Origin of the sequence: Pandoraea capi (genome assembly GCF_902459735.1) — a bacterium.
Taxonomy (GTDB): Bacteria; Pseudomonadota; Gammaproteobacteria; order Burkholderiales; family Burkholderiaceae; genus Pandoraea; species Pandoraea capi.
In genome coordinates this window covers 419,373-442,848 of sequence record NZ_CABPRV010000002.1, presented here as the reverse complement: position 1 = coordinate 442,848, position 23,476 = coordinate 419,373, and the positions used below count along the sequence as shown (strand labels likewise).

The following is a 23,476-nucleotide window of genomic DNA, read 5'->3' as shown; positions in this document are numbered from 1 at the left end:
AGCACGTTCATCCTGCCGCGGCGCGGTCCAGCGTGGCGATGTCGATCTTGTACATGGTCATCATGGCTTCCATCGCACGGCGTGCACGGGCGACGTCGCTGTCTGCCATGAGATCGAGCAACCGCTGCGGCGTAATCTGCCAAGAGAAGCCCCAGCGATCCTTGCACCAGCCGCATGCCGACGCCTTGCCGCCGTTGGCGAGAATTGCATCCCAGTAGCGGTCCGTCTCTTCCTGATCCTTCGTCACCACCATGAAACTGACGGCCTCGTTCGGCTGAAACTCGGGGCCGCCGTTCAGGCCGACGAACGGCTGGCCGAGCACCGTGAACTCGACCGTCAGCTCGTTTCCGGCGCCGATACCCGGAATGGGCGAGACATGGCGCGCCTGAACGTGACTGTCAGGAAATGTCGCTGCATAGAATTCGGCGGCTTCGCGGGCCTGACCGTTGAACCAAACGCAGGTGACGAGCTTCGTCATAGTGGTCTCCTTGGTGAGCCGCCATCCGAAAAAGGCGGTGATTCAGGTTACTACACCGGTGCGAGCGCGCCTGTCTCGTTCCCGTCGCGCGGCCGCCACGCGCGCGTCCTGGCGGTTGCCTATTTGAATCTCACAAGTGACAATCGCCAAAACCCGGACACTCAAAAATAACGGGTACAGCGCGGGCAAAAACGAATAAGAATCGGAACAAGATGGCAGCCAAAGTGGTGAAGTATTTGCAGGACGGGGTGACTTATTACGAAATTCGAGGGGCGTTGCCGGACGGCACGCGCTATGTGGATCGGGTAGGGTTTAGCGAACGTGAGTTGGCTTTCCGTCACCTCGTCGCAGCCCGAATCAAGCTGCTTCGCCAAGAGTACGATGGGGCTCACCGGGAAGCCCTTGCGCAATGCGCAGCCGATGTCGTCACGCCTCGCTGGGTCAGACAGCTTATTTTCTAGGCGGCACGCGCCGGTGCGGGACGGCAATCGCAAGGTTTGCGTTGTCACTGTGACGAAATATTCACATGTTGAGATTGCCTTATACTGGCCCGACGCATCATGGCCGTTCGAAACAAATGGAATTCGTAACAAAAGACGTCCTGGCTAGCTGCATGGAGTTGCTGCTGGACGCAGTATTTCTCGTCAATCAGACCGGCACGCTCGTGTACGTGAGTCCGGCCTGTGAGCATATTCTCGGCTACACGCCGCAAGAATTGATGGGACGCTCGATGATCGATTACGTGGCGAAAGAGGACCGCGAACGCACCATCGAGGAGTCCCGGCTCGTCATGGCGGGCCGCCCCCGGATCGGCTTCGAGAACCGTTACATCCACAAAGACGGCCATTACGTTCACATCATGTGGTCCGCGCGCTGGTCCGAAGCGCATGGACTTCGCATCGGCGTCGCCCGCGACGTCTCCGCCCGAAAGCGCGCCGAAGCGCTTCAGCGCGCGACCTACTCGATCTCAGAGGCAGCACACGACGCCGCCGACATCCGCTCGCTGTGCAAGGCCGTGCATGACACGCTGGGCACCTTGTTCCCCATCGACGCCATCGTCTTGACGACGTGCGACGCGGATTTACGCGTCTGGGAAAAGGCGTATCAGTATCGCGAAAGCGCTGGCGTCCCGTTGCTCGACTGGACGCAGGCCGAACAACTCTCGGTACAGGCGACCAACGCACAGGAGCCGCTCTGGCGTCTGATCGAAAGCCCGCCCGGCAACGCGGTGACGTCGGCCTCCGTGCAGGTGCGCACCGAGCCGTTGTCGCCGGACGACGATGTCGAGGCGGCCCGTCACGCGCTCGTGGTCCTGCCAATGCATACCGCGCGGCGCGCGGTCGGCACGCTCATGATTTACGGGCCCGTGCGGGCGTTGCAGGCCGAGGCTGCGCAGCGCTTGCTCGCGTTCGTCTGCGATCAGACGGCGCTGGCCATCGAGCGCAAGCAACTGATCGACGATCTCTACAACGCCGCGCGCTTCGACGAACTGACGGGGCTTCCGAATCGCCGCACGTTCGGCGAGTTCGCGAGCGAGGCGGTACGTCGCGCCCAGCGCACCAATGGCAAGCTGGCGCTGCTCTTTGCGGACATCGATGGCTTCAAGGATGTGAACGACAGCCTGGGTCACGCGGCCGGCGACATGATGCTCAAGGAAATCGGACGGCGTATGAGCGTCGGCGTGGCGGACTGCGGCTTCGTGGCCCGTCATTCGGGCGATGAGTTCGTGGCGCTCGTTCAGGATGCGGAAGTCGTCGACCGGATCGACTTTGCTGTGACGCGTCTGCGCGCCGAGATCGAGCAGGCCATTGCGGTGAACGACACCAGTCTGACAGTGCGGGTAAGCGTAGGCGTTGCCGTGTTCCCGGACGACGGCGAGTCGATGAGCGAACTGATCCGCGTGGCCGATCAGCGCATGTACGCCAACAAGGCCGCGCGCAAATCGGGCGGTGCGAGCTTTCTGGAACGACTGCTCTGACGCAGTATAGGTGCTTGTCTGCGCGTGTAGGCGTGTAGCCGTCTGTGAGCGAGTGCGGGCGGCGCTGGCCGCCCCGGTCCCCGGTTCGTACCGGGCTCGTCAGCCCAACGTCTGCGTCGGCCAGACCATTTCGATTTCGACGGCGATCGATCTTGCCAGCCCATCGAGATCGGGGAACAGCGAGGCGTTCGTGATGTTCATCCGGTAGAGCCACTTCATGGCGTCGGCGCGCAATGCGACCGGCAGCACGATCTTGCGCAGTAACGGCTCCTCGCTATCGTACCCGTCGAGAATGCGGTGCAACGGCCGGTCGATCACGCCGGGCACGACGAGCGTGCCGGACTGCGCGATCAGGCGACCGTCCATTTCTTCCGGCTCGCCGAACCAGACCACTTCGTTGTCGTTGCCGAGGAAGTACTTCTCCATATTCCCCTTGACGCGCGGATCGATCGTATCGCGTGTGAGCCACTCCGCATGGCGCGGACGCGCACGATCGTCGTAGAGCGCCGGGGTATTGAGCGCGAAGATGGCCGAATCGGAGGTGGCGCGCTCCAATGCGAAGAATGCGGCGACGAACGGCGATTTCGTGAAGTCGAGCAGACGCGTGGGGGCGCCATGGTGCTGCATCAGCCCGAGGCAGCGCAGATCGTCGTGCAGCAGCTTGGGCCACGGCACGTGGTTGTGCGCCTTTCGCCGGAAGATGCGGATCGCGCGGGCCTCCCGGCTGCGCCACTGCTCCTTGTCGGACACATAGGCATGCAGATAGCGCGAGAGCGAACTTTGCAGATGCCACCGGGCGTCCTGCTGCCCGCGAAACGCCCAGCCTTCGAAGCGGGAGGACAGCTCCATGAAATCCTTCCAGCTCTCGACGACAGTGGTTTCCATAGGGGGCGCAATCCTTGATGTTGTGAGGACGTCAGCGCACGGCAGGTGCGGGCATGACGTCGGCCACTATAGTACGGCGTGCGTGACAGCTCAAGCATGCCGCCTGACATCCGGGGGCGCTCCCACTGGCGCGAATTCATCTACCCAATGACGCCACGCCGGCATGAACGAGCCATGCCCCTGCATACAGGCCCAGCCCGAACACGCCGTGGGTCATGAGGCTTCGCAGTCGCGCTTGCGGGGGATTGGGTGTTTTGGCGGCGGCGAAACCAGCGCCCAACGCCGGTTGCATCACGAAGAATGGCAACACGACTGTGACGACGCCGAACGCGAGCGCCGGCAGCAGCGTCGGGGAGTCCAGCCAGACCGGGCCGGTGAGTGCGACGAGGCAGGCCGCGAAGCCGACACCGATGAGGTAATGCACCGCCCATCCCAGCCCTCGTTCCCCGACTACCGGCGCAGACTTCGCGATCCCCGCGTGCGCGAAACGTCCGGAGGGCATATGGCCGAGCCAGCGCCCGATCATCGCAAAATCCAGCGACGCCACGCCGAATGCACGACGCAGCAATAAGGCCCAAAGGTCCGTCACTACGGTGGCACAGACACCGATGGTCAGAATTTGTGCGGCAAGTCCTAGCGTTGTCATGGTCATCTCCCGATGCGTGTGATCCATGCGGACGCGACATGACGTCACGACCGCGTTTAGGGCACTATACGAATTCAAGTTGACTTTAAGTCAAGCGGGAGCATCGACATGGCACTGGACATTGGCGAAGTGGTGTCGCGAGCGGGCGTTCCGGCGTCCACGCTGCGGTATTACGAGGAGAAGGGACTGATTGCCGCGACGGGGCGGCGGGGGCTGCGCCGTCAATACGACGACTCGGTCTTGCAGACGCTGTCGCTCATTGCGCTGGGGCGAACGGCGGGATTCTCGCTGGAAGACATTGCGGGCATGTTGCTGCCGCAAGGCAAGGCGAACATCGATCGGGCAAGGCTGGCCGCGAGGGCAGACGACATCGACCGGACCATCCGCCAGCTTGGTGCGCTGCGTGACGGCTTGCGTCACGCCGCCGTATGCCCCGCGCCGGAGCACCTGGCGTGTCCGCAGTTCCAGCGATTGCTGCGGCTCGCGGGTGCGACGAGCACCAAGCGTGCGCGGCGTGCGACAGACGCCGACGCCATCGTGATGCCGTCTGCACGAAAGACGCCGCCTGGGCAAGGCAAGGTCGCGAAGCCCCCGAGCCCGAGGCGGCAGGCGCGCTGATTTACTTCGCGGGGGCGCCGAACGACGGCATCGAGCAGATGCCGGCGAGGCTATCTGCGGCGGCCGGACGCGCCTGCAATGCACGCTGCGTGTCGGGCGTGCCGATGAGCGCCATCAGGCCGCAGGCAAGCGACCCGCGCCATTGGAGGTAGTCGTGCCCGGTGGCCGTCGAGGTGTACGTCACGCGGTATCCCCGGGCGCGCAGGACGTCGCGCATGTGGCGTCCCGAGGTGCCGATGCCCGTAGGCCCGCGACGGTCTTCGAACATCCCCGATTCCAGATAGAACTTCACCGGCAGGCGCGGTCCTTCGGCGTATTGGCGGATCAGCCAGCCGGATTCGCGCGTGTCGGCATCGCCCTGCGACGGCGCCCACCAGTAAGAACCGGACTGCGACAGCACGTTGCCGAACCATTGCGGCGCTTCATGTGCCGCCCAGGCCGAGGCCAGCCCGCCATAGCTCGATCCCGCCACGACAGTGTGCGCGGCGGGAGCCGATACGCCATGTGCTTTTGCCCACGGCATCAACTCGTCGGCGAGAAAGCGCGCGAAGGCCGGGTTCGGCGGCAGCTCCTTGCCGCGCGTGCTGCCGTCGATTACACCGACGATGAGTGCCGCCGTTCGCGGAATGCGGCCTTCGGCGATCAGGTTGTCGAGGATCACCGGAGTCGGGACCGTGTTCACATAGGCGTGTGCGTCGAAGACGACCAGCAGTCCCTGCGACGGATCGTTCTCGCGATACCCGGCAGGGCGATAGACGTAGACGTTGCGTGTGTTGCCGAGCGCCTTGCTGGCAAAGCGAGTGGCTTGCAAGGTGCCCGCCGGGATACCGGCACGCGGTTCGATCCACGGCTGCGGTGGGGCATCCGGCAACGTCACCGACGATTTCACATTACGCTTGCCGTCGAATCCCTCCACCGTGAAGGGATGTCGATTGAGCGGGTCGACCTGTAAGGTCTTCACCACCGCGCGGCGGCGCTCCATGGCCGTGCCTTCGATATCGGGGACGTCCGGCGCGAGCTGATACGACAGACGCGCGCTGTCGGGCACGACGTAGCTGCGGTACCAGACATCGCTGTTCCCCAACTGACGCATGTCGTCGTGATCGCCCGACGGCGCGCCCAGAATGCGCACATTCTTCGGATGTCCGCGCCAGAGGAAGGTCATCAGCGAGACCTTGCCCGGCGGTTGTGCGAGCAGTGAGGCGGTCTCGTCGCCCGTCACGGTGTCCTGGGCAACGGCTTCGATCATCGGCGTGCCTGCGACATCGACGTCGCGCCAGAATGCCGCGGTGTCGCCGCCTGCACAAAGCGTGGCGTTCAACGCCAGCAGACGCGGACTCACCAGCCCGAGGCGATGCTTCGGCGCTTGCGGGTCACCCGCGCAGGCGAGCGATGGTTCGGCGGACGCCGTGGTAGCGGCATGCGCCAGGTTCGTCGCACCGCCGAGCCACGCGGCAGAGATCGTGACGGCAACGGCCATCGCCGTCCGGGTCATGGGAAATGTCATGGCGAACCTCAGAAGTCGATGCTGGCGGAGAGCTTGAACGTACGCGGCGCGTTCTGGATCACGTAGCCGTCGTTGAACGTGCCCGACCATGCAATGCGATTGGTGACGTTTTCCACGGCAGCACGAAGCACCACGCCCTTGCCGTAGATGCGCGTGGCATAACGCGCGCCGACGTCATACCGCGTCCATCCCCCGATCTGCTGCGTGTTGGCCGAGTTCACGTATTGCGAACTCGTGGTGATCATGCGTCCCGTGAGCGTGACGCCCGGCACCCACGGCAAATCCCATTCGGTGCCGAGGTTCGCCGTCCACTTGGGCACGCCGTACGGCGTGTTGCCGTTGTAGAGGTTGCCCGCCGTTTTGGTCAGTTCGCCGCGTGTGTAGGCCACGCCGCCCAGCACGCGCCAGCGCGGCGTGAACTCGCCGAACACGTTCCACTCGACGCCGCGATTACGCTGCTCGCCGTCCGGGTTGTACGTGTTGGTCGCCACGTCCTTGATCATGCCGGGCTTGGTGATCTGGAAGAACGAGAGCGTGTTGGTGAAGCTGCCAGCGTCCCATTTCACGCCGACTTCGGCCTGCTTGCTGCGATACGGCGCGAAGACCTGCCCGTAGTTGGCCGCGCTCACGTCGGTCACCATGCCGCCTTGCGTGAGTCCTTCGATGTAGTTGCCATACAGTGAGACGTTCGGGCCGAACGGCTTGAGCACCAGTCCGAACGCCGGCGTGATCGCGTTCTCGTCGTAGTTCGATGTGCGTGCCCCGGTGGTGGCCGAGTAGGCGGCCGCCCGAACCCGCTGGCTGCGCAGACCGGCGATCAGCGTGACGCGGTCCTGCCACATCGATACGGTGTCGGCCAGTGCAAAGCTCGACAACGTGGATTCCGCCGTCTTGGGTGCGGCGCCCGGATCTTTCGCGAGCGTCGGGTTGACCGGTGCGTAGATGTTCGACGTGTAGTTCGCGCTCGTGGTGAAGACGTTGCCGCTGGTCGTGTCGAGCGACGTCGCCGAGAGCGTCAGCTCATGCCCCAGCGGACCGGTACGAAAGCGCGTTCGTATGCCGGCGTCGAGCGAGAGGGTGTCGGTCCAGCCGCGCTGGAAATACGTCGCGCCGGTATAGCTGCCGTCGGCCTTGATCGGGCCGGTGCGCGTGCCGGTGATGAAGCCCGAATAGCGATAGCTCAGCGCTCCGATGCCGGCGTAAGCCGTGATGGCGTCCGTTACGTCCACTTCGCCGCGCAATTGCACGCCGGTGCTCTCCAGATTGCCGTACTCGCCGCGCAGCACGTTGGTGCCTGCGGCGGGCGGCGCGACGGCCTTCGTCGCGAACGTCGCCATCCACGGGCTGCCGCCGGTGTACTTCTCCGTATCGGTATAGGCGTCCAGTCCGATGCGCACGCGGTCGGTCTTCAGGTCGAGGGCGACGGAGCCGAACTGGCGTTGTTTGTTCTGGCCGTCGAGCGTGGTGCGGCCGTCGCGCAGTGCGCCGTTGAAGCGGATGCCGATTTGCTCGTTGTCGCCGAAGCGGCGCCCGAGATCGGCCTGCACGCCGAATTGCGAGTCGGAGAGGTAGTCGGCTGTCACACGGGCGAGCGGCGTGCTCTCGGCTTTCTTCGTGACCACGTTGATCGCACCCCCGACCGCGCCCGACGGCGACATCCCGTTGAGTAGCGCGTTGGGGCCTTTGAGCACTTCCACGCGCTCGATGAACTCGGTCGGTACGTGACCGTAAGGCGATAGGCCGAACATGCCGTTGAGCGAGACTTCATCGGCCGTGAGCGGGAAGCCGCGCACGCTGAAGTTCTCGTACATGTGGCCGCTCGACGTCGTGAAACGCACCGAGGGGTCGTTGTCCAGCACGTCGGCGAGCGTGGTCGACTGCTGGTCCTGAATCGTCTTCGCGGTGTAGGACGTGATGTTGAACGGCACGTCCATCAGGTCCTTGTTGCCGAGCAGGCCGAGATGACCGCCGCGTGCGACCTGGCCGCCGTCGTAGGCTTCCGGCAGACCGACTGCCTGCGCGACGACATGCGTGGTGGGCAGCAGCACGCCGTCGCCCATCGCAGCGCCGGTGTCCTGCGCGGCGGCGCGAAGCGTGTAGACACCCTGAGTGCTGCGCATCGCTTGTAACTGGTGTGGCGACAGCAACTGATAGAGCGCCTGCGTCAACGTGAATTCGCCGTCGAGCCCGGTGCTTTGGCGGCCCTGTGTGAGCGACGCGTCAACGACCAGCTCGATGCCTGCGGCGCTGGCGAAGCGGTTGAGCACGGCGTCGAGCGTGCCCGGGGCGACCTGCCACGCGCGTCGGGCGTCGGGGGCACTCTGCGCGGTGGTTGCAGGGACGGCCGGGGCCGCGCTGGCGCGATCGGCTATGCCGGCGGCAGCCAGCGTGATGAGGAGCGCCACGGCAGGACGAAGGGCCGCGGCGAAAGGCGTCGGACGCAGAGGAACAGCTTCGGAAATCAACACGGTCGTAGTAGCTGGGAAGCCAGTGAGTTCGGAAAGGGATGCCGGTGCGATGTGGGCGTCGTGCACAGCTCGCACCGGTGCATACAGGTATTCCGAACGAGATCGGCAAACCCTCAACCGAAATCGAAAAAAAAAATGAAAAAAGTTGTCGGATCGTTGTCTGGCGGGGCGTTGACGGATGCCTGCGGCGGTTATCTGGCCTTCACCGTGACCCAGTAGCGCGTGCGGTATACCGTCTCCACGGGCAGGCCGACGGCGAGGCTCGACAGCGCGCGGTCGGTGTCGGCGAGCGAGAACACGCCGCTCACGCGCAGGTCGGCCACGGCGGCGTCGCAGCGCAGAATGCCGCGTCGATAACGGGCCAGCGTGTCGACGAGGTCGCCCAGACGCATGCGCTCGACGATGAGCTGCGCACGGGTCCAGGCGGCGGCATTTTCGTCGAACGTTGCCGACGCGTCGGCCGGATCGATGTCGGTCGACGAGAAACTCGCCGCCTGTCCGGCATCGAGGCGTTGGCTGCGGGCGCCGTCGGTCGGCTGCACGAGTACGATGCCGTCGAAGACGGCGACCTGGGCGCGATTGCCGTCGTCGCGCACTGTGAAGCGTGTACCGATGTCGCGAATCTCGCCTTGCCGCGTGGCAACGACCAGTGGCGTGCCGTGACGTGCCGCGCCGGTCTCGACGCAGATGCGTCCGCGCCGCAGCGCAATGCGTCGCTCGCCCGGCGAAAAACGCACGTCGACGGCCGACACAGTGTCGAGCCACAGCCGCGTGCCATCCGCCAGCGTGACCTGCCGGACTTCGCCGACCCCCGTGGCATAGTCGGCGACGACGGTATCCCACATGGGCGAGCGACGCAGCGTGTAGCCCGCGCCGGCAAGCGTGATGACGCCGCCGAAGACGCGCAACGCGCGACGGCGTCCGGCGTTGGCCACGCGCGGTGAAGGGCGTGCCGTCAGCGTCTCGAAAGCGACGCGGGGCGGCAGCGACTCAAGCGACTCCAGCGCCTGAAACTTCTGACCGATGACACCGAGGCGCGCCCATGCGCGTTCGTGATCGGGATGCGCCGCACGCCAGCGTTCGCAGGCGGCAATGTCTTCGGCGGTGACGGTTTCGGACCAGAGTCGGGCGAGCCAGAGACTGGCGCGCTCGACCACTTCCGGGGCGAGCGGCGTCGCCGTGTGCGTGGCGTTCATGCGTCGCTCCCGTACTGCACGGCATAGCACTCGCGCAGCGCCTGCGCGACGTACTTCTCCACTGACGACACCGAGACCTGCAATCGCTCGGCAATCTCGCGATAGCCAAGGCCTTCGAGCTTGCAAAGCAGGAAGGCGGTGCGGGCCTTGGCGGGTAAGCGGGAGAGCAGGGTGTCGATTTCGACGAGCGCTTCGAGCACCAGCGCGCGTGTCTCGGGCGATGGCGCGACCGGCGCCGGTAGCGCGGCCAGTGTCTCAAGGTAAGCCGCTTCGAGGTGACGTCGGCGAAACAGATCGACAACCAGACAGTTGGCGATGCGCGCGAGGTAGCGTCGGGAGTCGTCGGCTTGTGGCGCGCGTCCGGTGCACAGCACGCGTAGATAGGTGTCGTGCGCGAGATCGGCGGCATCGAGCGCATTGCCGAGCTTCTTGCGCAACCAGCCGCGCAGCCAGCCGTGATGATCGCGATAGAGCGCGCCCACCTCGCGCTGAAAATGACTTTCCATGATTCCCCGTGTTTGCCCGACGCCGCTTCCCGACGTCGCCATGCAATTCCGCACAGGGCAGGCCGGTCGACCTCGCTGACGCCGCCGGTCTTGCGGCAGTCAGCCGGTGGCTGTCGTCGATTCGCAAATGATAATGATTCTTATTAATTGTAATTGTGAATCATGAGGCGACGCAATAGGCGAAACAACCGCCGCGAGGGATGGCGGGGCAGTCGACGTTCTGGCGCTTGCGTTGGGCGTGGGTGTTCAGGCCGCCTGAGCTGGCACCAGCGAGGCCTTGAGGGTAGCGAGCGCCGCTTCGGGCGTCATGTCGGAGGTGTCGAGCGTCACATCGGCCAGCCGGTAGAGCGACTCGCGCGCGTCGAGCATGCGATGGATATGTTCGAGCGCCTCGTTGCGCAGGGCTTCGGTGGCGATGCGGGCGTCGTTCTGTTGCATGACCCGCTGGAAATGGACTTCCGGGCGTGCACGCAGCCAGACCGTGCGGAAGGCCCGCAGGACGCGCTCGAACGTCGGGGCTTCCGAGACGATGCCGCCACCGGTCGCCAGCACCACATGCTCGTGCCCGGCGATGATCCGTTCGATGCATTGCCGTTCGATACGACGCATCGCCGCCTGCCCGTAAAGCGTGATGACCTCGCCGATGGCGATGCCCGCTTCGCGTTCCACTTCCTTATCCAGTTCGATGAACGGCGCGCCGATGGCCTTTGCCAGTTGGGGGCCGAGCGTCGACTTGCCCGCGCCGCGCAATCCGATGAGGGCGATGCGCTGCCCGGTGTGACGCATGTCCGCCGTGCTCGGCACGACGATCTGCCGACGCAGACGAGACAGCACGTCGGCCGGTTGCTGACGCAGGTATTCGATCAGGATCAGCAAGTCGCCGTCGTAGACGGTGCGTTCAGCGACCAGCGTCTCGACGCCGACGTTCAGCGCTTCGGCCAGCTTGTGGAGCACGGCGAGCGATACGTTGCCGGTGCCGGCTTCCACGCGCGCGAGATACGGTAACGACACCCCCGACTGGGCGGCCAGTTGCTTGCGAGTCATGCCGCGTTGCGCCCGCAACGTGCGCACTTGCCGTGCGAGCGAGGCCAGGCGCGACGACACTCCGGCGTCGTCGGCCAGATCGGGGGAAGCAGCGTCGGCAGGGAATGTCGTCATCGGAAAGTCATGCGGTCGCGTGATCGTCGAGGATCAGGCAGGGTTAGCGGTAAATATACTATGAGATACCGCATGTAAGGCGCTGATTTATCAGGGGTGACGCATTGCACGACAATAACATGCATTAAATTGCCTTTGTTGCCGAGTTGTCCCTGTTAACCCTGAACTGCATTGCACAACGCCCGCAACGTGAAAAATATCTTATAAGATACTTTTCACGATTTGGAGCGAATGCAGACAATGACCTATCCCCACTTGCGTGTGCGCGTCGACGACGCCATCGCCTTCGTGACGCTCGACCGCGCCGACAAGCGTAATGCGCTTTGCGATGCGGCCATCGACTCGCTGGAAGCGGCGTTTCGTGATTTTGACGACAGCGTGCGCGCCGTCGTGCTCACCGGCGCCGGCGACCATTTTTGCGCAGGACTGGATCTTGCCGAGAACAGCACGCGCGATCCCATCGACGTGCTGCGTGTCTCGCAGCGCTGGCACAAGGTGTTCCACGATATCCAGTACGGCGGACGTCCCGTCGTCGCCGTATTGCAGGGCGCCGTCATCGGTGGCGGTCTCGAACTGGCGCTTGCCGCCCATGTGCGGGTGATCGAGCGCAGCGCCTTCTTCCAGTTGCCCGAGGGCAAACGCGGCATCTTCGTCGGCGGTGGTGCATCGGTACGCGTCGCACGCATTCTCGGCCCGGACCGCATGACGGAGATGATGCTCACGGGTCGCCGTTATGACGCCGTCGACGGCGAGCGCCTCGGTCTCGGTCACTATCTGACGGACGCCGGTGAAGGCCTCGCCCTTGCCACGCAACTGGCCCGCGACACAGCCGCGAACAGCCCGTTGTCGAACTGGGCGACGATTCACGCGCTCTCGCGTATCCACGACATGTCGATGGCCGATGGGCTCTTTACCGAGTCGGTGACGAGTGCGCTGATGCTGGCCACGCCCGAAGCGCGTGCGCGCATGGAAAGTTTTCTGGGCCGGTCTGCGCGCTGAGCGCGAGACATGAGCGGCCATCCCCCACGGAGACGAATGTGAAATACGACAACATCGAACAGGTTGCGGTCATCGGCACGGGCGTCATCGGCGCCAGTTGGGCCGCGTACTTTCTCGCGCGCGGCTTGCGTGTGAGCGCGTGGGACCCTGCGCCGGGAGCGCGCGAGCGCTTGCGTGAAGCCGTCGACGCGCACTGGCCGACGCTCATCCGCATGGGTCTGACGGCCGGGGCGACGCGCGACGCGCTGACGTTCCACGACACGCTCGACGCGGCGCTCGAAGGCGCCGACTTCGTCCAGGAGAGCGGTCCCGAGCGCGAAGATCTGAAGCAGGATCTGTTTCGCAAGATGGACGCCGCGTTGCCTCCATCCGTCGTGATCGCATCGAGTTCGTCGGGCCTGCTGATGAGTCGTGTGCAATCGGTGTGCACGCATCCGGCGCGCGTCGTGCTCGGGCATCCGTTCAATCCGCCGCATCTGATTCCGCTGGTCGAGGTCATCGGCGGTGAGCAGTCGTCCGCCAGAGCGATCGAGACCGCGATGCAGTTCTACCGTGCGATCGGCAAGCGGGCGATTCATGTGAAGAAAGAGGTCAAGGGCCATATCGCGAACCGCTTGCAGGCGGCGCTGTGGCGCGAAGCGATGCATCTCGTCGACGCCGGTGTAGCGTCCGTCGAGGACATCGACGACGCCATCGCCTACGGCCCCGGTTTGCGCTGGGCGGCGCTCGGGCCCTTCCTGAATCTGCACCTCTCGGGCGGTGCGGGCGGCATCGCGCATCTGCTTGACCATCTCGGCCCGCCCATCGAGTCGTGGTGGGCCGACCTCGGCGCACCGGTGCTGACAGATGACCTCAAGGCACGCATTACCGCCGGCGTCGAAGCCGAACTGGCCGGGCGTGGCAATGCGCGCCTCGAAGCCCAGCGCGACGCCGTCATTCTCGGCATTCTCGCGAGCAAGTCGTGACGGTGGGGCACGCCCCCGACCCAACCCCATATCGCACAAGACATCGAACAAGACATCGCATCAGGAGACAGGCATGAGCAAACCCAAAGTCATCGTCACGATCGCGCCCACCGGCGGCATGGCCTACAAGTCGCAGAACCCTCATCTGCCCACGCAACCGGACGAGATCGCCCGCGACGTCTACGACTGCTACAACGCGGGCGCGAGCGTCGTGGCAATTCACGCCCGTCGTCCGGGTGACGACGGCGCTACCTGCGATCCGGCGATCTATCGCGACATCAACCGCCGGATTCGCGACAAGTGCGACATCGTCATCAACAACTCGACGGGCGGCGGCGTGCACGGCGACATGATCGGGCAGGCCGAGAACGGCTACTGGGAAATCCTCTGGGAAGAACGCCTCAAGGGGATGGATGCGGGCGCAGAGATGTGCACGCTCGATGCCACCACGATCATCGCGAGCTTCGGCGGCCGCGAACTGCTGATGCACACCTCGCCGGAGCGCTCGAAGCATCTCGCCGTGGAGATGAAGAAGCGCGGTATCAAGCCCGAGTGGGAAGTGTTCAGCCCGACGCACATCGTGCAGGACCTCGCCACACTGACGGCCGCCGGTTTCGACGACGAGCCGTTCTTCGTCAATCTCGTGCTCGGCGTGCATCGTGGCTTCCAGAACGCCATGCCGTATACGCCGCGTGTGTTGCAGTCGATGGTCGATCTGTTGCCCAAGGGCAGCATCTTCTGCGTGAGCGGCATCGGCCCGGCGCAATTGCCATCCGCCATGAACTCGCTGCTGCTCGGCGGGCACGTGCGCGTGGGACTCGAAGACAACCTGTACTACGAGCACGGCGTGCCGGCGACGAACCAGCAACTCACCGAGCGCGTAGTGCGTCTCGTGCGCGAAATGGGCTATGAGCCCGCCACGCCGAAGGAAGCGCGCGAAATCATGGGCTTGCCGCGCAACCACGACGTGCTGCCGGAGTTCGCCGTGCGTTGATCTGCAGGTGTGCGTCGCAAGCTGTCCGGCCCCAAGAACGAAAACATTCCAGGAGACATGTCACATGGCGGCAAACGGGTTCACACGCAGTTTTGCTTTCTCGCTCTCAGCGTTGTCGTTGTGCGTTGCGGCGTTTTGCGCCTCGACGCAGGCGAGCGCGCAACCGGCGCGCGTCACCGTCGGCGTCACGCTGTCGACCACCGGTCCGGGCGCTTCGCTCGGCATTCCGGAGAAGCAGGCGATCAGCATGCTGCCGCAGACGCTCGGCGGGCTGCCGGCACGCTACGTCGTGCTCGACGACGCCACCGATCCGACCACCGCGACGAAGAACGCCCGGCGTCTCGCCACGGAAGACAAGGTCGACGCGATCATCGGGTCATCCACCACACCGGCGTGTCTGGCTGTGGCGGCGGTAGCGGCCGACACGCGCACGCCGCAACTGGGGTTGTGTCCGTTCGTGCCGAGCGCGGCGCAGATGCGCTACGTCTTCTCGTTGCCGCAGTCGGTCGCGGTCATGGCCGACGCGGTGCTCGACGACATGAAGGCGCACAAGGTGAAGACGCTGGGCTTCATCGGCTTTAGCGACTCATACGGCGAAGCGTGGCTCAAGGACATTCAGGCGCGGGCAGGGGCACGTCAGATTCAGGTGGCGCCCGTCGAGCGCTATGCCCGTAACGACCAGTCGGTCACGGCGCAGGCGCTCAAGGTGATGTCGGCCAATGTCGATGCCGTGATCATCGCGGCGAGCGGCACACCGGGTGCGCTGCCGATGAGCACGTTGCGCGAGCGCGGCTACAAGGGACGCATCTACCAGACGCACGGCGTGGCCAACAACGACTTCCTGCGCGTGGCGGGCAAGAGTGCCGAAGGCGTGATTCTGCCGGTGGGCAACATTCTCGTGGCCGAGCAATTGCCGGCGAGCCATCCGGGCAAGGCCGTGGCCACGGACTTCGCCAAGCGCTACGAGGCGCAGTACGGCGCAGGCTCGCGCAACCTGTTCGCAGGGTATGCGTACGACGCCTATCTGGTGCTCGACCGTGCTGTCGCGGTCGCGGCGAAACAGGCGCAACCGGGCACGCAGGCGTTTCGCGACGCCCTGGTCGCCGCCATCGAACAGACGCGTGGTCTGGCTGCCACGCACGGCATGATCAACGTCAACGCACAGGACCATTCGGCTTACGGCGAAGACGGTCGCGTGCTCGTCACGGTCAAGGGCGGAAAGTGGACGATCGACTGAGCGTGGCGACGGCCGGCGCGCGCCGTCTTGCCCGACCGGATATCGAGCGTGAGCAGCGCGCGGACGGCAGTTTCGTCATCCGCTCGCGCACCCCGCTGGGAGAGTTCGCGCGCAGCCCGGCCGACTGGCTCGTGCAATGGGCGGCGCGCACGCCCGACGCCGTGTTCGTGGCCGAGCGTCGTCAGGCGGGCGAGGGCGCGACGTCCACGGATCTCTGGCGACGGGTGACGTACCGCGAAGCGTTGACGATGGCGCGTGGCATCGGGCAGGCCTTGCTTGACCTCGACGTGCCGCGCGACCGGCCGGTGGTCATTCTGTCGGACAACAGCGTAAATCATGCGCTGCTCGTGCTCGGCGCGATGATGGCGGGGCGTCAGACGGCCATCGTGTCGTCGGCTTACTCGCGTGTTGCGAAGGACATGAGCAAGCTGCATGGCATTCTCGCGCGGCTCGATCCGGCGCTGGTGTATGTGGAAGATGGCGATGCCTATTCGCGCGCGCTGGATGGCGCGCCGATCGCATGCCCCATCGTGGCGACGCGCAATGCGCGCCCCGGCTGGCTGACGTTCGACTCGCTGGCGAGTGCGTCGGCGTCGGCGGCGCTCGACACGGTCTTCGCACAGGTACGCCCCGAAGACACGGCCAAGCTGCTGCTGACTTCGGGATCGACCGGCAAGCCGAAGATCGTGGTGAACACGCATCGGATGCTGACTGCCAACCAGCAGATGATTGCGCAATGCTGGCATTTTCTCGATGAGGCCGCACCGATCGTCGTCGACTGGCTGCCCTGGAGCCACACCTTCGGCGCGAATCACAACTTTCACATGGCGTTGCGCAATGGCGGCGCCTTCTATGTGGACGATGGACGCCCCGTGCCGGAGCTGATCGGCCGTTCCGTCGAAGCGCTGCGCGACGTGTCGCCCACGCTGCACTTCAACGTACCGAAGGGCTTCGAAGCGCTGGCGCCGTATCTGGAGGACGACGAGGACTTCGCCGCGCGCTTCTTCGGTCGTTTGCAAGTGCTGTTCTACGCGGCGGCGAGTTTGCCGCCGGCGGTATGGCAGCGCTTCGAGCGGTTGGCGTCACGCCATTGCGACACGATGCCGTTCTTCACCTCGGCGTGGGGCGCGACGGAGACGTCGCCGCTCATCACGAGCGTGCATTTCCCGATCCCGGGCGCGGGCAACATCGGCCTGCCCACGCCGGGCAACGAACTCAAGTTCGTGCCCAACGGCGACAAGCTGGAGATGCGCGTGCGTGGGCCGTCGGTCTTTCGCAGCTACGCCGGAGACCCGGACGCCACGGCGGCTGCATTCGACGAGGAGGGCTTCTACCGTACCGGCGACGCGGGCCGTTTGTCCGACGTCGACGATCCGGGTGCGGGCGTGATCTTCGACGGCCGCGTGTCCGAAGACTTCAAGCTGACGAGCGGCACGTGGGTCTCCGTCGGCGCACTACGTTTGCGCGCGGTGACGGCGCTGGCGCCGTATGCATCGGATGTCGTGATCGCGGGCCATGACCGGGACGAGATCGGGCTGTTGATCTTTCCGAGTCCCGCCATGCGAGCGAGGGTGGCGGATGTGGTGTCACATCCCGACACGCGGCAAGAGACCCATGCGGGCAAGGCGATGGCAATGCACGACGACGTCCGCACGCACATCGCGCAGGCGCTTGCGCAACTCGCACAGGACGCGGGCAGTTCGCAGCGGGCCGCGCGGGCTGCCATCCTGGCATCGCCACCGTCGCTGGAACAAGGAGAGATCACGGACAAGGGGTACGTCAACCAGCGGGCCGTGCTGACACTGCGGGCCGACGACGTCGCGCGACTCTATTCGGATTGCGCGTCGGTCATCCGGCTGGCAGAGGCGGCATTGACTACGCGGTAATCGCAGCGTGACACCGCAGGGAAGTCAGAGAGATCGGGGGAAGTGAGAACGACCACGCGCCGGTGACGGGGCATGTCACCGGCGCGTGAGGTCGTCATGTCGTCGTCATGCAACTTTCGGCATGAGACGCAGACTCAGACGCCAATTCAGGCGAGCGCTTCGCCGTGGCTTTCCGGCAGGAAGAAGTAGACGATGATGGCCGCGAGCAGGAAGAACCCGGCGGTCGCACCCAGTGCGACGCTCACGTTCTCGCCGCGCGAGAGCAGACCGACGGCGGCCGGTGCGAGGGCGCTGGCGGCGCGTCCCGTGTTGTAGATGAAGCCCTGAGCAGTGGCGCGCACCTGCGTCGGGAACATCTCGGCGAACGTCGGGGCAAAGCCGCTATAGAAGCCCGTGCCGAAGAAAGCCACGACCGGACCGAACGCCAGCAACAGCATCGGCTCGCGGATCACGACATAGAGCGGCACCGTGATCGCCGAAACGATGAAGAACAGCAGGAACGACTTGCGGCATCCGATGCGATCGGCGATGTAACCGAAGCACACGAAGCCCGCTGCTGCGCCGACCTGCATGATGACGATCCACGTCGTCGAACGAATCAGATCGAAGCCCGGGCCACCTTGGTCGATCGGCGTCGACAGGTAGGCCGGAATCCACGTGAACAATCCCCAGTAACCGCACATCGCCGCCGCCGTGAAGGCGAGGCCGACGATCGTACGACGGGCATACGGGCCGAACAGCATGCCAAGCGTCTGACCGAGCGTCAGTCGCACGCGCTGCTCACGCCAGATCGCCGGTTCCTCCACGTGACGGCGCACCCAGAAGGCCAGCACCGTCGGCACCAGACCGAACGCGAACACCCAGCGCCAGCCGAAGTGCGGCAGGATCACGGCGGCCACGATGGCAGCCACCGCATAGCCCACGGCAAACGCGCTCTGCACCCATGCCATGACCTTGGCGCGATGCTCGGCAGGCCACGTCTCGGTAATCAGGGCGGCACCCGCCGACCACTCGCCGCCGATGCCGAGACCGAGCAGGAAGCGGAAGATGAGAAGCGACGTCACTGAATCGGAGAAGCCGCACAGCGCAGTGCCGATGGAGTAGCAAAGGATTGAGAGAATCATCGACTTGGTGCGGCCGATGCGGTCGGCGAGAAAGCCGAAGAACAGGCCGCCGAAGGCCGTCGCCAGCAACGTGAGCGATGCGATGATGCCCGCCACGCCCTTGTCGAAATGCAGATCGACGCTGATGTAGCGAATCACCATCGCGAACAGCATCAGATCCATGATGTCGAGCATCCAGCCGATGTAGGCCGAACCAAACGCGCGCCATTGTGCGGCGCTCGCACCGCGATACCACGGCCGGCGTGCCGCGCCCGCCGAATTCAGGGCGGTCGAGCCAGTGTCCATTCTTGTCTCCTTCATGGAACCCATCCTAGTGTCATACCTCACGTATCGACTATCGATACGTATGGGAATGATTTCGTTTGAATGGTAACAGGTCATTCGGAAATCTGTTCTCGTGGTAAACCATAAATGGTGCTTTGCGTATCGATAGTCGATACTCAATGCCAAGGTTGTCTCGATGGTCGGGGCAACAGGTTGGTCACAGGAGATCGAGAAGTGAAGCCGTTTCAATTGCGTTTGTTTGAAGATGTCATCGCGCCGAACCATCCGCCCGTGTATCTGCCGGCCGCGCGCCGGGCGATTTACGTCGTGCAGGGCGACGTGGCTATCGAATTCGATACAGGCGCCCAGCACCATCCGGCGCAAAGTGCCTGGCTGGGCGAAGACAGTGTGGCGCTGATCGCGGGCAGCGAAGGGGCGACGTTGTGGCGTTGGGAGTTGATGACGGGCAACGAGCCGTCGCCGGGTGAGATTGCTTCTGCACCGGGGGCATCGTCGACGCTCAAGCTTGCCGCGCCGATCGAGCTGGACCCTCGCCAACAGTGGCTCATGCGTTGCGACAAGGTACAATTCCCCCCCGGCGGCGTGGCGCATACGCACGTGCATCAAGGCCCCGGCGTGCGTTGCACGCTGGAGGGCGAGATCACGATCGAGACGCTCGGCGCATCGCACACCCACGGGCCGGGACAGGCCTGGCTCGAACTCGGCCACGCGCCGGTGCTCGCACCGACGACCGAGGCGCGCGATACCACGTTCATCCGCTGCTTCGTTCTGCCGCGGGCGTGTCGCAATCGCAGCTCGATTCGTTACGTGCGCCCCGAGGACGCGAACAAGAACAAGCCGCAGCGCTATCACGTGTTCGGCGAGCGTTTCATCTCGCTCGACGCGCAATAGCCGCTTAGTCGACGTGCGGCGACAGTGACAAAGGACAATCAGTGAAACGATCGAAGGACAGCCTGAACGACGTGATCCGGAGCGCTCGCAGCCCTCGCACCGTACGTGCCGCCACCGCGCCGGGCGCGGGGGAGCGCGGCATGGGCGACGCGGCGGGCGACGCGGGAGAGCGGGGCGCAGACGAACTCAACACGTCGTCGACTTCGGTCATTTCGTTGCGCATTCTGGAGTTGCTGGCCGAGCGCAATGCCGAGTGCGGCGTCACGCATCTGGCAGAAGCGCTCGGCGTACCCAAGGCGCGGGTGCATCGCCATCTCACGGCGCTGCGTCAGGAAGGGTATGTCGTGCAGAACCCGCGCACGAGCCGCTACCGCATCGGCTGGCGTCTGTTCCTGCTGGGCCAGAAGCTGGTCAAGCAGTTCGATGTCGTGGGACTGGCGCGTCCCGTCATGGAAGAATTGCGCGATGCCGTGGGGCAGACCATCGTCATCAGTTCGTTCACGGAAACCGATGTGGTCGTGCTCGATGTGATGCGCGGCCGCAGTCCGCTGGAGATATTGCTGCACCCGGGCACGCAGTTCAAGTTGCATAGCGTAGCGCAGGGCAAGATTGCGCTGGCGTTTGGCGCGCAGGAACGGCGCGACGCAGTGCTCGCCGCGCCGCTCGATGCCTGCACGCCGCATACCATTACCGACGCGATGCGGTTGTCGCACGAGTTGGCGCTCGTGCGCGAACGGGGCTGGGCCGATGCGCCCGAAGAGGTGTTTCTGGGCGTGAACGCGTTGGCCGCACCGATCGTGCAGGACGACGGTTCGCTGTTCGGCACGCTCGCCATCGTCGGCTCGATCCACTATCTGCCCGCGCACCCGAATCCGCAGACGGTCGCAGCGCTCACCGATGCGGCGCGGCGCATCTCGCGTCTGCTCGGCGGGGCGCGCGGCGACTGATTACATCCCGGATTACATTCGCAGCACGGCGGCCGCGGCAATCGTCAGTGTCAGCAACATCATGTGCGTGAGTTGAAGACCTTCCTGACGGATCCAGTAGCCGAACCACAGGCCGCCGATCATCATCATCAGCCACGCGGCGCTCAGCGCACTGAGACCAAGCGTCGCCCATGCGATGGCCGCCGCTGTTGCGCCGTGGCCGATGGCTCCCGCCAACTGCATGCCACCCCATCCGAGGCAGACGGTGGCCGCGATCTGAAGCGCAATTACGGTCGATAACGCCAGCACGGACCATCCCTTCGCATGCAACGCGCGACGCAACAGCGGGAGGTCGATGGCCGGTGCTGCACGTAACGGCGCCATGCTCAACGTGGCGCCGATAGCCCCCGCCGACGCGCCGAACGCCACCACATTGTTCAGCGCAGCGATGGCGGACCATAACGTCAGTCCGGCCACCAGCACCAGTTTGAAAATTACGAAAGCATCGAACGTCTCGACAACACCGGACATCGGCAGGGGCTCCTGTGGTTTCGGGATGCCCGTCTTCGCGAGGACGAGCATTGGGAAGTACGCCAAAGGATAGGAGCGCATGATGATTTATGCAAGTTAACACTTGTATAAATCAGGGGCATGCGAAGCCCTTGGCCGACGGCTTGCCCGGCAGGCATCCCAGCCCTTCGAGCGTGGCGTGGACGGCGACGTCGAGCGGCGTGTGCGGTTCTTCCCCGAGCACATCGACGAGCCGGGTATTGTCCATGCGCACCGGTTGCTTCCACAGGTAACGCATCTCGCGCATTTCGCGCAGCGTCGTGACGAAGGGCGACAGCAACGTCATCAGCCACCACGGAAAGTGCCGGGTCGTGACCTCGATACCGTGGCGCGCCATGACTCGGGTGATGGCGGCGGTCATCTCGGTGCCGTCCGCGTCCCAATGACCCGCCATATGGAAGTTGGCGAAATCGGCGAGGGTGGCACGTCGTTCGATCAGCATGACCATGGCGCGCGCGACGTCCGGCAGATAAGACCATTCATGACCGATGCCGGGGGCATTGGGGACTTGCACGATACGCGCCGGTTGCCCCGGCTTCACGAGTCCTTGCGCGAACCAGCTATTGCGCGTGCGTGGGCCGAAGTAGTCGCCGGCACGCACGATGATCGTCTGCACGCCGTTGTGGCTGGCGTCGCGCAGACGGGCTTCCATCGTCGCGCGAATCCTGCCCTTGCGGGTGAGGGGGCGTTGCGGCGCATCTTCGCGCAGCCTCGGAAATGTCTCCGGACCATAGTTGTAGACGGTGCCCGGCAGGACGATGGTCGCACCATACCGCGTGGCGGCGGCGATGGTGTTGTCGAGCATAGGCAACACCTGCGTGTTCCAGTTGCGATATCCCGGCGGATTGACGGCGTGCACGATCACGTCGCAATCGCGCGCGGCGGCGAGCACATCGTCCGCTTGCATGGCGTCGCCGTCGATCCATTCGATGCCGATGTCGGGCGCCTGGGTCGCTGACGCGGCAGCGGCCGAGTGCGGCGCACCGCCGCGACGCAGCGCACGCACCTGCCACCCGGCCGTGAGCAGTTGCAGCGTGACTTCGCCGCCAATGCCACCCGTCGCGCCGAGGACCAGCGCACGGGACACTTTTCGTTGAGTCGATTGGATCATGAGGAGGCACCTCGTTGGTTGTCGGATGATGCCATTCTCCGCGCGAGCGAGTTGGAATAAAATTGCTGAAAATCATCTATCGGCTATACATTTTTGTATGGTAAAGAACATGACCTCAGAACTGAGTTGGGACCTTTACCGGACGTTTCTCGCCGTGTTGACGGAAGGCTCGCTGTCGGGTGGCGCGCGTGCGCTGGGTATTACGCAGCCGACCGCGGGCCGTCATATTGCGGCGCTTGAGGCGGCGCTCGGGCAAACGCTGTTCACCCGCTCGCAGACAGGTCTGTTGCCCACGGATGCCGCACAGTCGCTGCGCGCGCACGCACAGGCCATGCAGCACACGGCGCTGGCGTTCGAGCGCGCGGCCGCCAGTCATGGAGACGGTGCACGCGGTGTCGTACGGATTTCGGCAAGCGAAGTGGTCGGGGTGGAGGTGCTGCCGCCGATCCTGACGGCGCTGCGCCGCGCGCATCCGGACCTCATCATCGAACTCGTGCCGACGAACCGCATTCAGGATCTGCTGCATCGCGAAGTGGATATCGCGGTGCGCATGGCGCCTCCGCAGCAAGACGCCTTGATCGCGCGGCGGGTGGGGATCATCGACGTCGGACTGCATGCCCGCGACGATTACCTCGCACGCCATGGCGTGCCGGCGTCGCTGGCCGATCTCGCACACCATACGGTGATCGGCTTCGACCAGATGACACCTTTCCTGCGCGAAGCCACGCGCGGTGTGCCCGTGTGGTCGCGCGACAACTTCGCGTTCCGCACCGACAGCGATCTGTCGCAACTGGCGATGATTCGCGCGGGCTATGGCATCGGGGGATGTCAGGTGCCGCTCGCCAGACGCGATGCGCGTCTCGTACGGATCTTGCCCAGCGCGTTCCGCTTCCGCCTGCACACCTGGGTGACGATGCACGAAGACCTGCGTTCAAGCCCCCGATGCAAGGTCACCTTCGATGCACTCGTGGCCGGATTAACCACCTACATGGCCGGATAAGGCGGCTGCGCGGCAAATACCGAATGTCAGTGAAGAAATGTGTGATAT

Annotated in this window: 22 protein-coding genes; 11 read left to right on the top strand and 11 right to left on the bottom strand. The window is 64.7% G+C overall.

All coding sequences use genetic code 11. The annotated features are described in order from the left end of the window. Positions 1-7: 7 nt before the first annotated feature. Complete coding sequence (locus tag PCA20602_RS05425) at positions 8-478, bottom strand: VOC family protein (protein WP_150720316.1); 471 nt, start codon at positions 476-478, stop codon at positions 8-10. Between the two features lie 212 nt (positions 479-690). Here PCA20602_RS05425 and PCA20602_RS05420 point away from each other — a divergent pair, with 212 nt between their 5' ends. Beyond that, complete coding sequence (locus PCA20602_RS05420; protein WP_069342404.1) at positions 691-939, top strand: hypothetical protein; 249 nt, start codon at positions 691-693, stop codon at positions 937-939. Positions 940-1,091: 152 nt separating this feature from the next. Then, positions 1,092-2,456 carry a sensor domain-containing protein gene (locus PCA20602_RS05415; RefSeq protein ID WP_174980822.1) on the top strand — a complete coding sequence of 455 codons (1,365 nt, stop codon included), beginning with the start codon at positions 1,092-1,094 and terminating at the stop codon, positions 2,454-2,456. 99 nt (positions 2,457-2,555) lie between these two features. Here the strand turns inward: PCA20602_RS05415 and PCA20602_RS05410 are convergent, their stop codons facing one another. Together PCA20602_RS05410 and PCA20602_RS05405 are read right to left on the bottom strand one after the other, a co-directional pair. Continuing rightward, positions 2,556-3,341 carry an FRG domain-containing protein gene (locus PCA20602_RS05410; RefSeq protein ID WP_150720314.1) on the bottom strand — a complete coding sequence of 262 codons (786 nt, stop codon included), beginning with the start codon at positions 3,339-3,341 and terminating at the stop codon, positions 2,556-2,558. 136 nt (positions 3,342-3,477) lie between these two features. Further along, the gene (locus PCA20602_RS05405; protein WP_150720313.1) at positions 3,478-3,987 is read right to left on the bottom strand and encodes a DUF2938 domain-containing protein; all 510 of its coding nucleotides are present in this window, start codon (positions 3,985-3,987) and stop codon (positions 3,478-3,480) included. A gap of 108 nt (positions 3,988-4,095) precedes the next feature. Here PCA20602_RS05405 and PCA20602_RS05400 point away from each other — a divergent pair, with 108 nt between their 5' ends. Beyond that, the gene (locus tag PCA20602_RS05400) at positions 4,096-4,605 is read left to right on the top strand and encodes a helix-turn-helix domain-containing protein (protein ID WP_150720312.1); all 510 of its coding nucleotides are present in this window, start codon (positions 4,096-4,098) and stop codon (positions 4,603-4,605) included. 1 nt (position 4,606) lies between these two features. On the opposite strand, the gene PCA20602_RS05395 is transcribed toward PCA20602_RS05400, so the two are convergent. The 5 genes from PCA20602_RS05395 to PCA20602_RS05375 all read right to left on the bottom strand — a co-directional run bounded on the left by PCA20602_RS05395 (position 4,607) and on the right by PCA20602_RS05375 (position 11,440). Further along, positions 4,607-6,112, bottom strand: a complete 1,506-nt coding sequence (locus PCA20602_RS05395) for an alpha/beta hydrolase-fold protein (protein WP_246182039.1) — start codon at positions 6,110-6,112, stop codon at positions 4,607-4,609. An 8-nt stretch (positions 6,113-6,120) separates the two neighbouring features. Further along, positions 6,121-8,517 carry a TonB-dependent receptor gene (locus PCA20602_RS05390; RefSeq protein WP_246182038.1) on the bottom strand — a complete coding sequence of 799 codons (2,397 nt, stop codon included), beginning with the start codon at positions 8,515-8,517 and terminating at the stop codon, positions 6,121-6,123. 254 nt (positions 8,518-8,771) lie between these two features. Next, the gene (locus PCA20602_RS05385) at positions 8,772-9,776 is read right to left on the bottom strand and encodes a FecR domain-containing protein (RefSeq protein ID WP_150720310.1); all 1,005 of its coding nucleotides are present in this window, start codon (positions 9,774-9,776) and stop codon (positions 8,772-8,774) included. Beyond that, positions 9,773-10,282 (bottom strand): sigma-70 family RNA polymerase sigma factor, encoded by a 510-nt coding sequence (locus tag PCA20602_RS05380; RefSeq protein ID WP_150720309.1) that lies wholly within the window; start codon positions 10,280-10,282, stop codon positions 9,773-9,775. The genes PCA20602_RS05385 and PCA20602_RS05380 overlap by 4 nt, the downstream gene beginning before the upstream one ends. Positions 10,283-10,528: 246 nt before the next feature. Then, positions 10,529-11,440, bottom strand: a complete 912-nt coding sequence (locus PCA20602_RS05375; RefSeq protein WP_150720308.1) for a helix-turn-helix transcriptional regulator — start codon at positions 11,438-11,440, stop codon at positions 10,529-10,531. Between the two features lie 240 nt (positions 11,441-11,680). Between PCA20602_RS05375 and PCA20602_RS05370 the strand changes: the two genes are divergently transcribed. The 5 genes from PCA20602_RS05370 to PCA20602_RS05350 all read left to right on the top strand — a co-directional run bounded on the left by PCA20602_RS05370 (position 11,681) and on the right by PCA20602_RS05350 (position 17,521). After that, positions 11,681-12,439: a crotonase/enoyl-CoA hydratase family protein gene (locus PCA20602_RS05370; RefSeq protein WP_150720307.1), complete on the top strand. Its 759-nt coding sequence runs from the start codon at positions 11,681-11,683 to the stop codon at positions 12,437-12,439. 38 nt (positions 12,440-12,477) lie between these two features. Further along, the gene (locus PCA20602_RS05365; RefSeq protein WP_150720306.1) at positions 12,478-13,404 is read left to right on the top strand and encodes a 3-hydroxyacyl-CoA dehydrogenase NAD-binding domain-containing protein; all 927 of its coding nucleotides are present in this window, start codon (positions 12,478-12,480) and stop codon (positions 13,402-13,404) included. A gap of 73 nt (positions 13,405-13,477) precedes the next feature. After that, positions 13,478-14,398, top strand: coding sequence for a beta-keto acid cleavage family enzyme (locus PCA20602_RS05360; protein ID WP_150720305.1), 921 nt, complete (start codon positions 13,478-13,480; stop codon positions 14,396-14,398). A gap of 64 nt (positions 14,399-14,462) precedes the next feature. Continuing rightward, positions 14,463-15,635 carry an ABC transporter substrate-binding protein gene (locus PCA20602_RS05355; protein WP_150720304.1) on the top strand — a complete coding sequence of 391 codons (1,173 nt, stop codon included), beginning with the start codon at positions 14,463-14,465 and terminating at the stop codon, positions 15,633-15,635. Further along, positions 15,620-17,521: a feruloyl-CoA synthase gene (locus tag PCA20602_RS05350; RefSeq protein WP_150720303.1), complete on the top strand. Its 1,902-nt coding sequence runs from the start codon at positions 15,620-15,622 to the stop codon at positions 17,519-17,521. The genes PCA20602_RS05355 and PCA20602_RS05350 overlap by 16 nt, the downstream gene beginning before the upstream one ends. A gap of 146 nt (positions 17,522-17,667) precedes the next feature. On the opposite strand, the gene PCA20602_RS05345 is transcribed toward PCA20602_RS05350, so the two are convergent. Beyond that, positions 17,668-18,930, bottom strand: a complete 1,263-nt coding sequence (locus PCA20602_RS05345) for an MFS transporter (protein ID WP_150720302.1) — start codon at positions 18,928-18,930, stop codon at positions 17,668-17,670. Positions 18,931-19,143: 213 nt separating this feature from the next. Here PCA20602_RS05345 and PCA20602_RS05340 point away from each other — a divergent pair, with 213 nt between their 5' ends. Together PCA20602_RS05340 and PCA20602_RS05335 are read left to right on the top strand one after the other, a co-directional pair. Continuing rightward, the gene (locus PCA20602_RS05340) at positions 19,144-19,821 is read left to right on the top strand and encodes a cupin domain-containing protein (protein ID WP_150720301.1); all 678 of its coding nucleotides are present in this window, start codon (positions 19,144-19,146) and stop codon (positions 19,819-19,821) included. 41 nt (positions 19,822-19,862) lie between these two features. Further along, a complete protein-coding gene (locus tag PCA20602_RS05335; protein ID WP_150720300.1) occupies positions 19,863-20,768 on the top strand; it encodes an IclR family transcriptional regulator in 906 nt (301 codons plus the stop codon). A 12-nt stretch (positions 20,769-20,780) separates the two neighbouring features. On the opposite strand, the gene PCA20602_RS05330 is transcribed toward PCA20602_RS05335, so the two are convergent. Together PCA20602_RS05330 and PCA20602_RS05325 are read right to left on the bottom strand one after the other, a co-directional pair. Beyond that, a complete protein-coding gene (locus PCA20602_RS05330) occupies positions 20,781-21,359 on the bottom strand; it encodes a DUF2165 family protein (protein ID WP_217432371.1) in 579 nt (192 codons plus the stop codon). A 31-nt stretch (positions 21,360-21,390) separates the two neighbouring features. Continuing rightward, positions 21,391-22,428 (bottom strand): NAD-dependent epimerase/dehydratase family protein, encoded by a 1,038-nt coding sequence (locus tag PCA20602_RS05325; protein ID WP_150720298.1) that lies wholly within the window; start codon positions 22,426-22,428, stop codon positions 21,391-21,393. A gap of 109 nt (positions 22,429-22,537) precedes the next feature. Between PCA20602_RS05325 and PCA20602_RS05320 the strand changes: the two genes are divergently transcribed. After that, complete coding sequence (locus tag PCA20602_RS05320; RefSeq protein ID WP_150720297.1) at positions 22,538-23,428, top strand: LysR family transcriptional regulator; 891 nt, start codon at positions 22,538-22,540, stop codon at positions 23,426-23,428. The last annotated feature ends 48 nt before the right edge of the window (positions 23,429-23,476 follow it).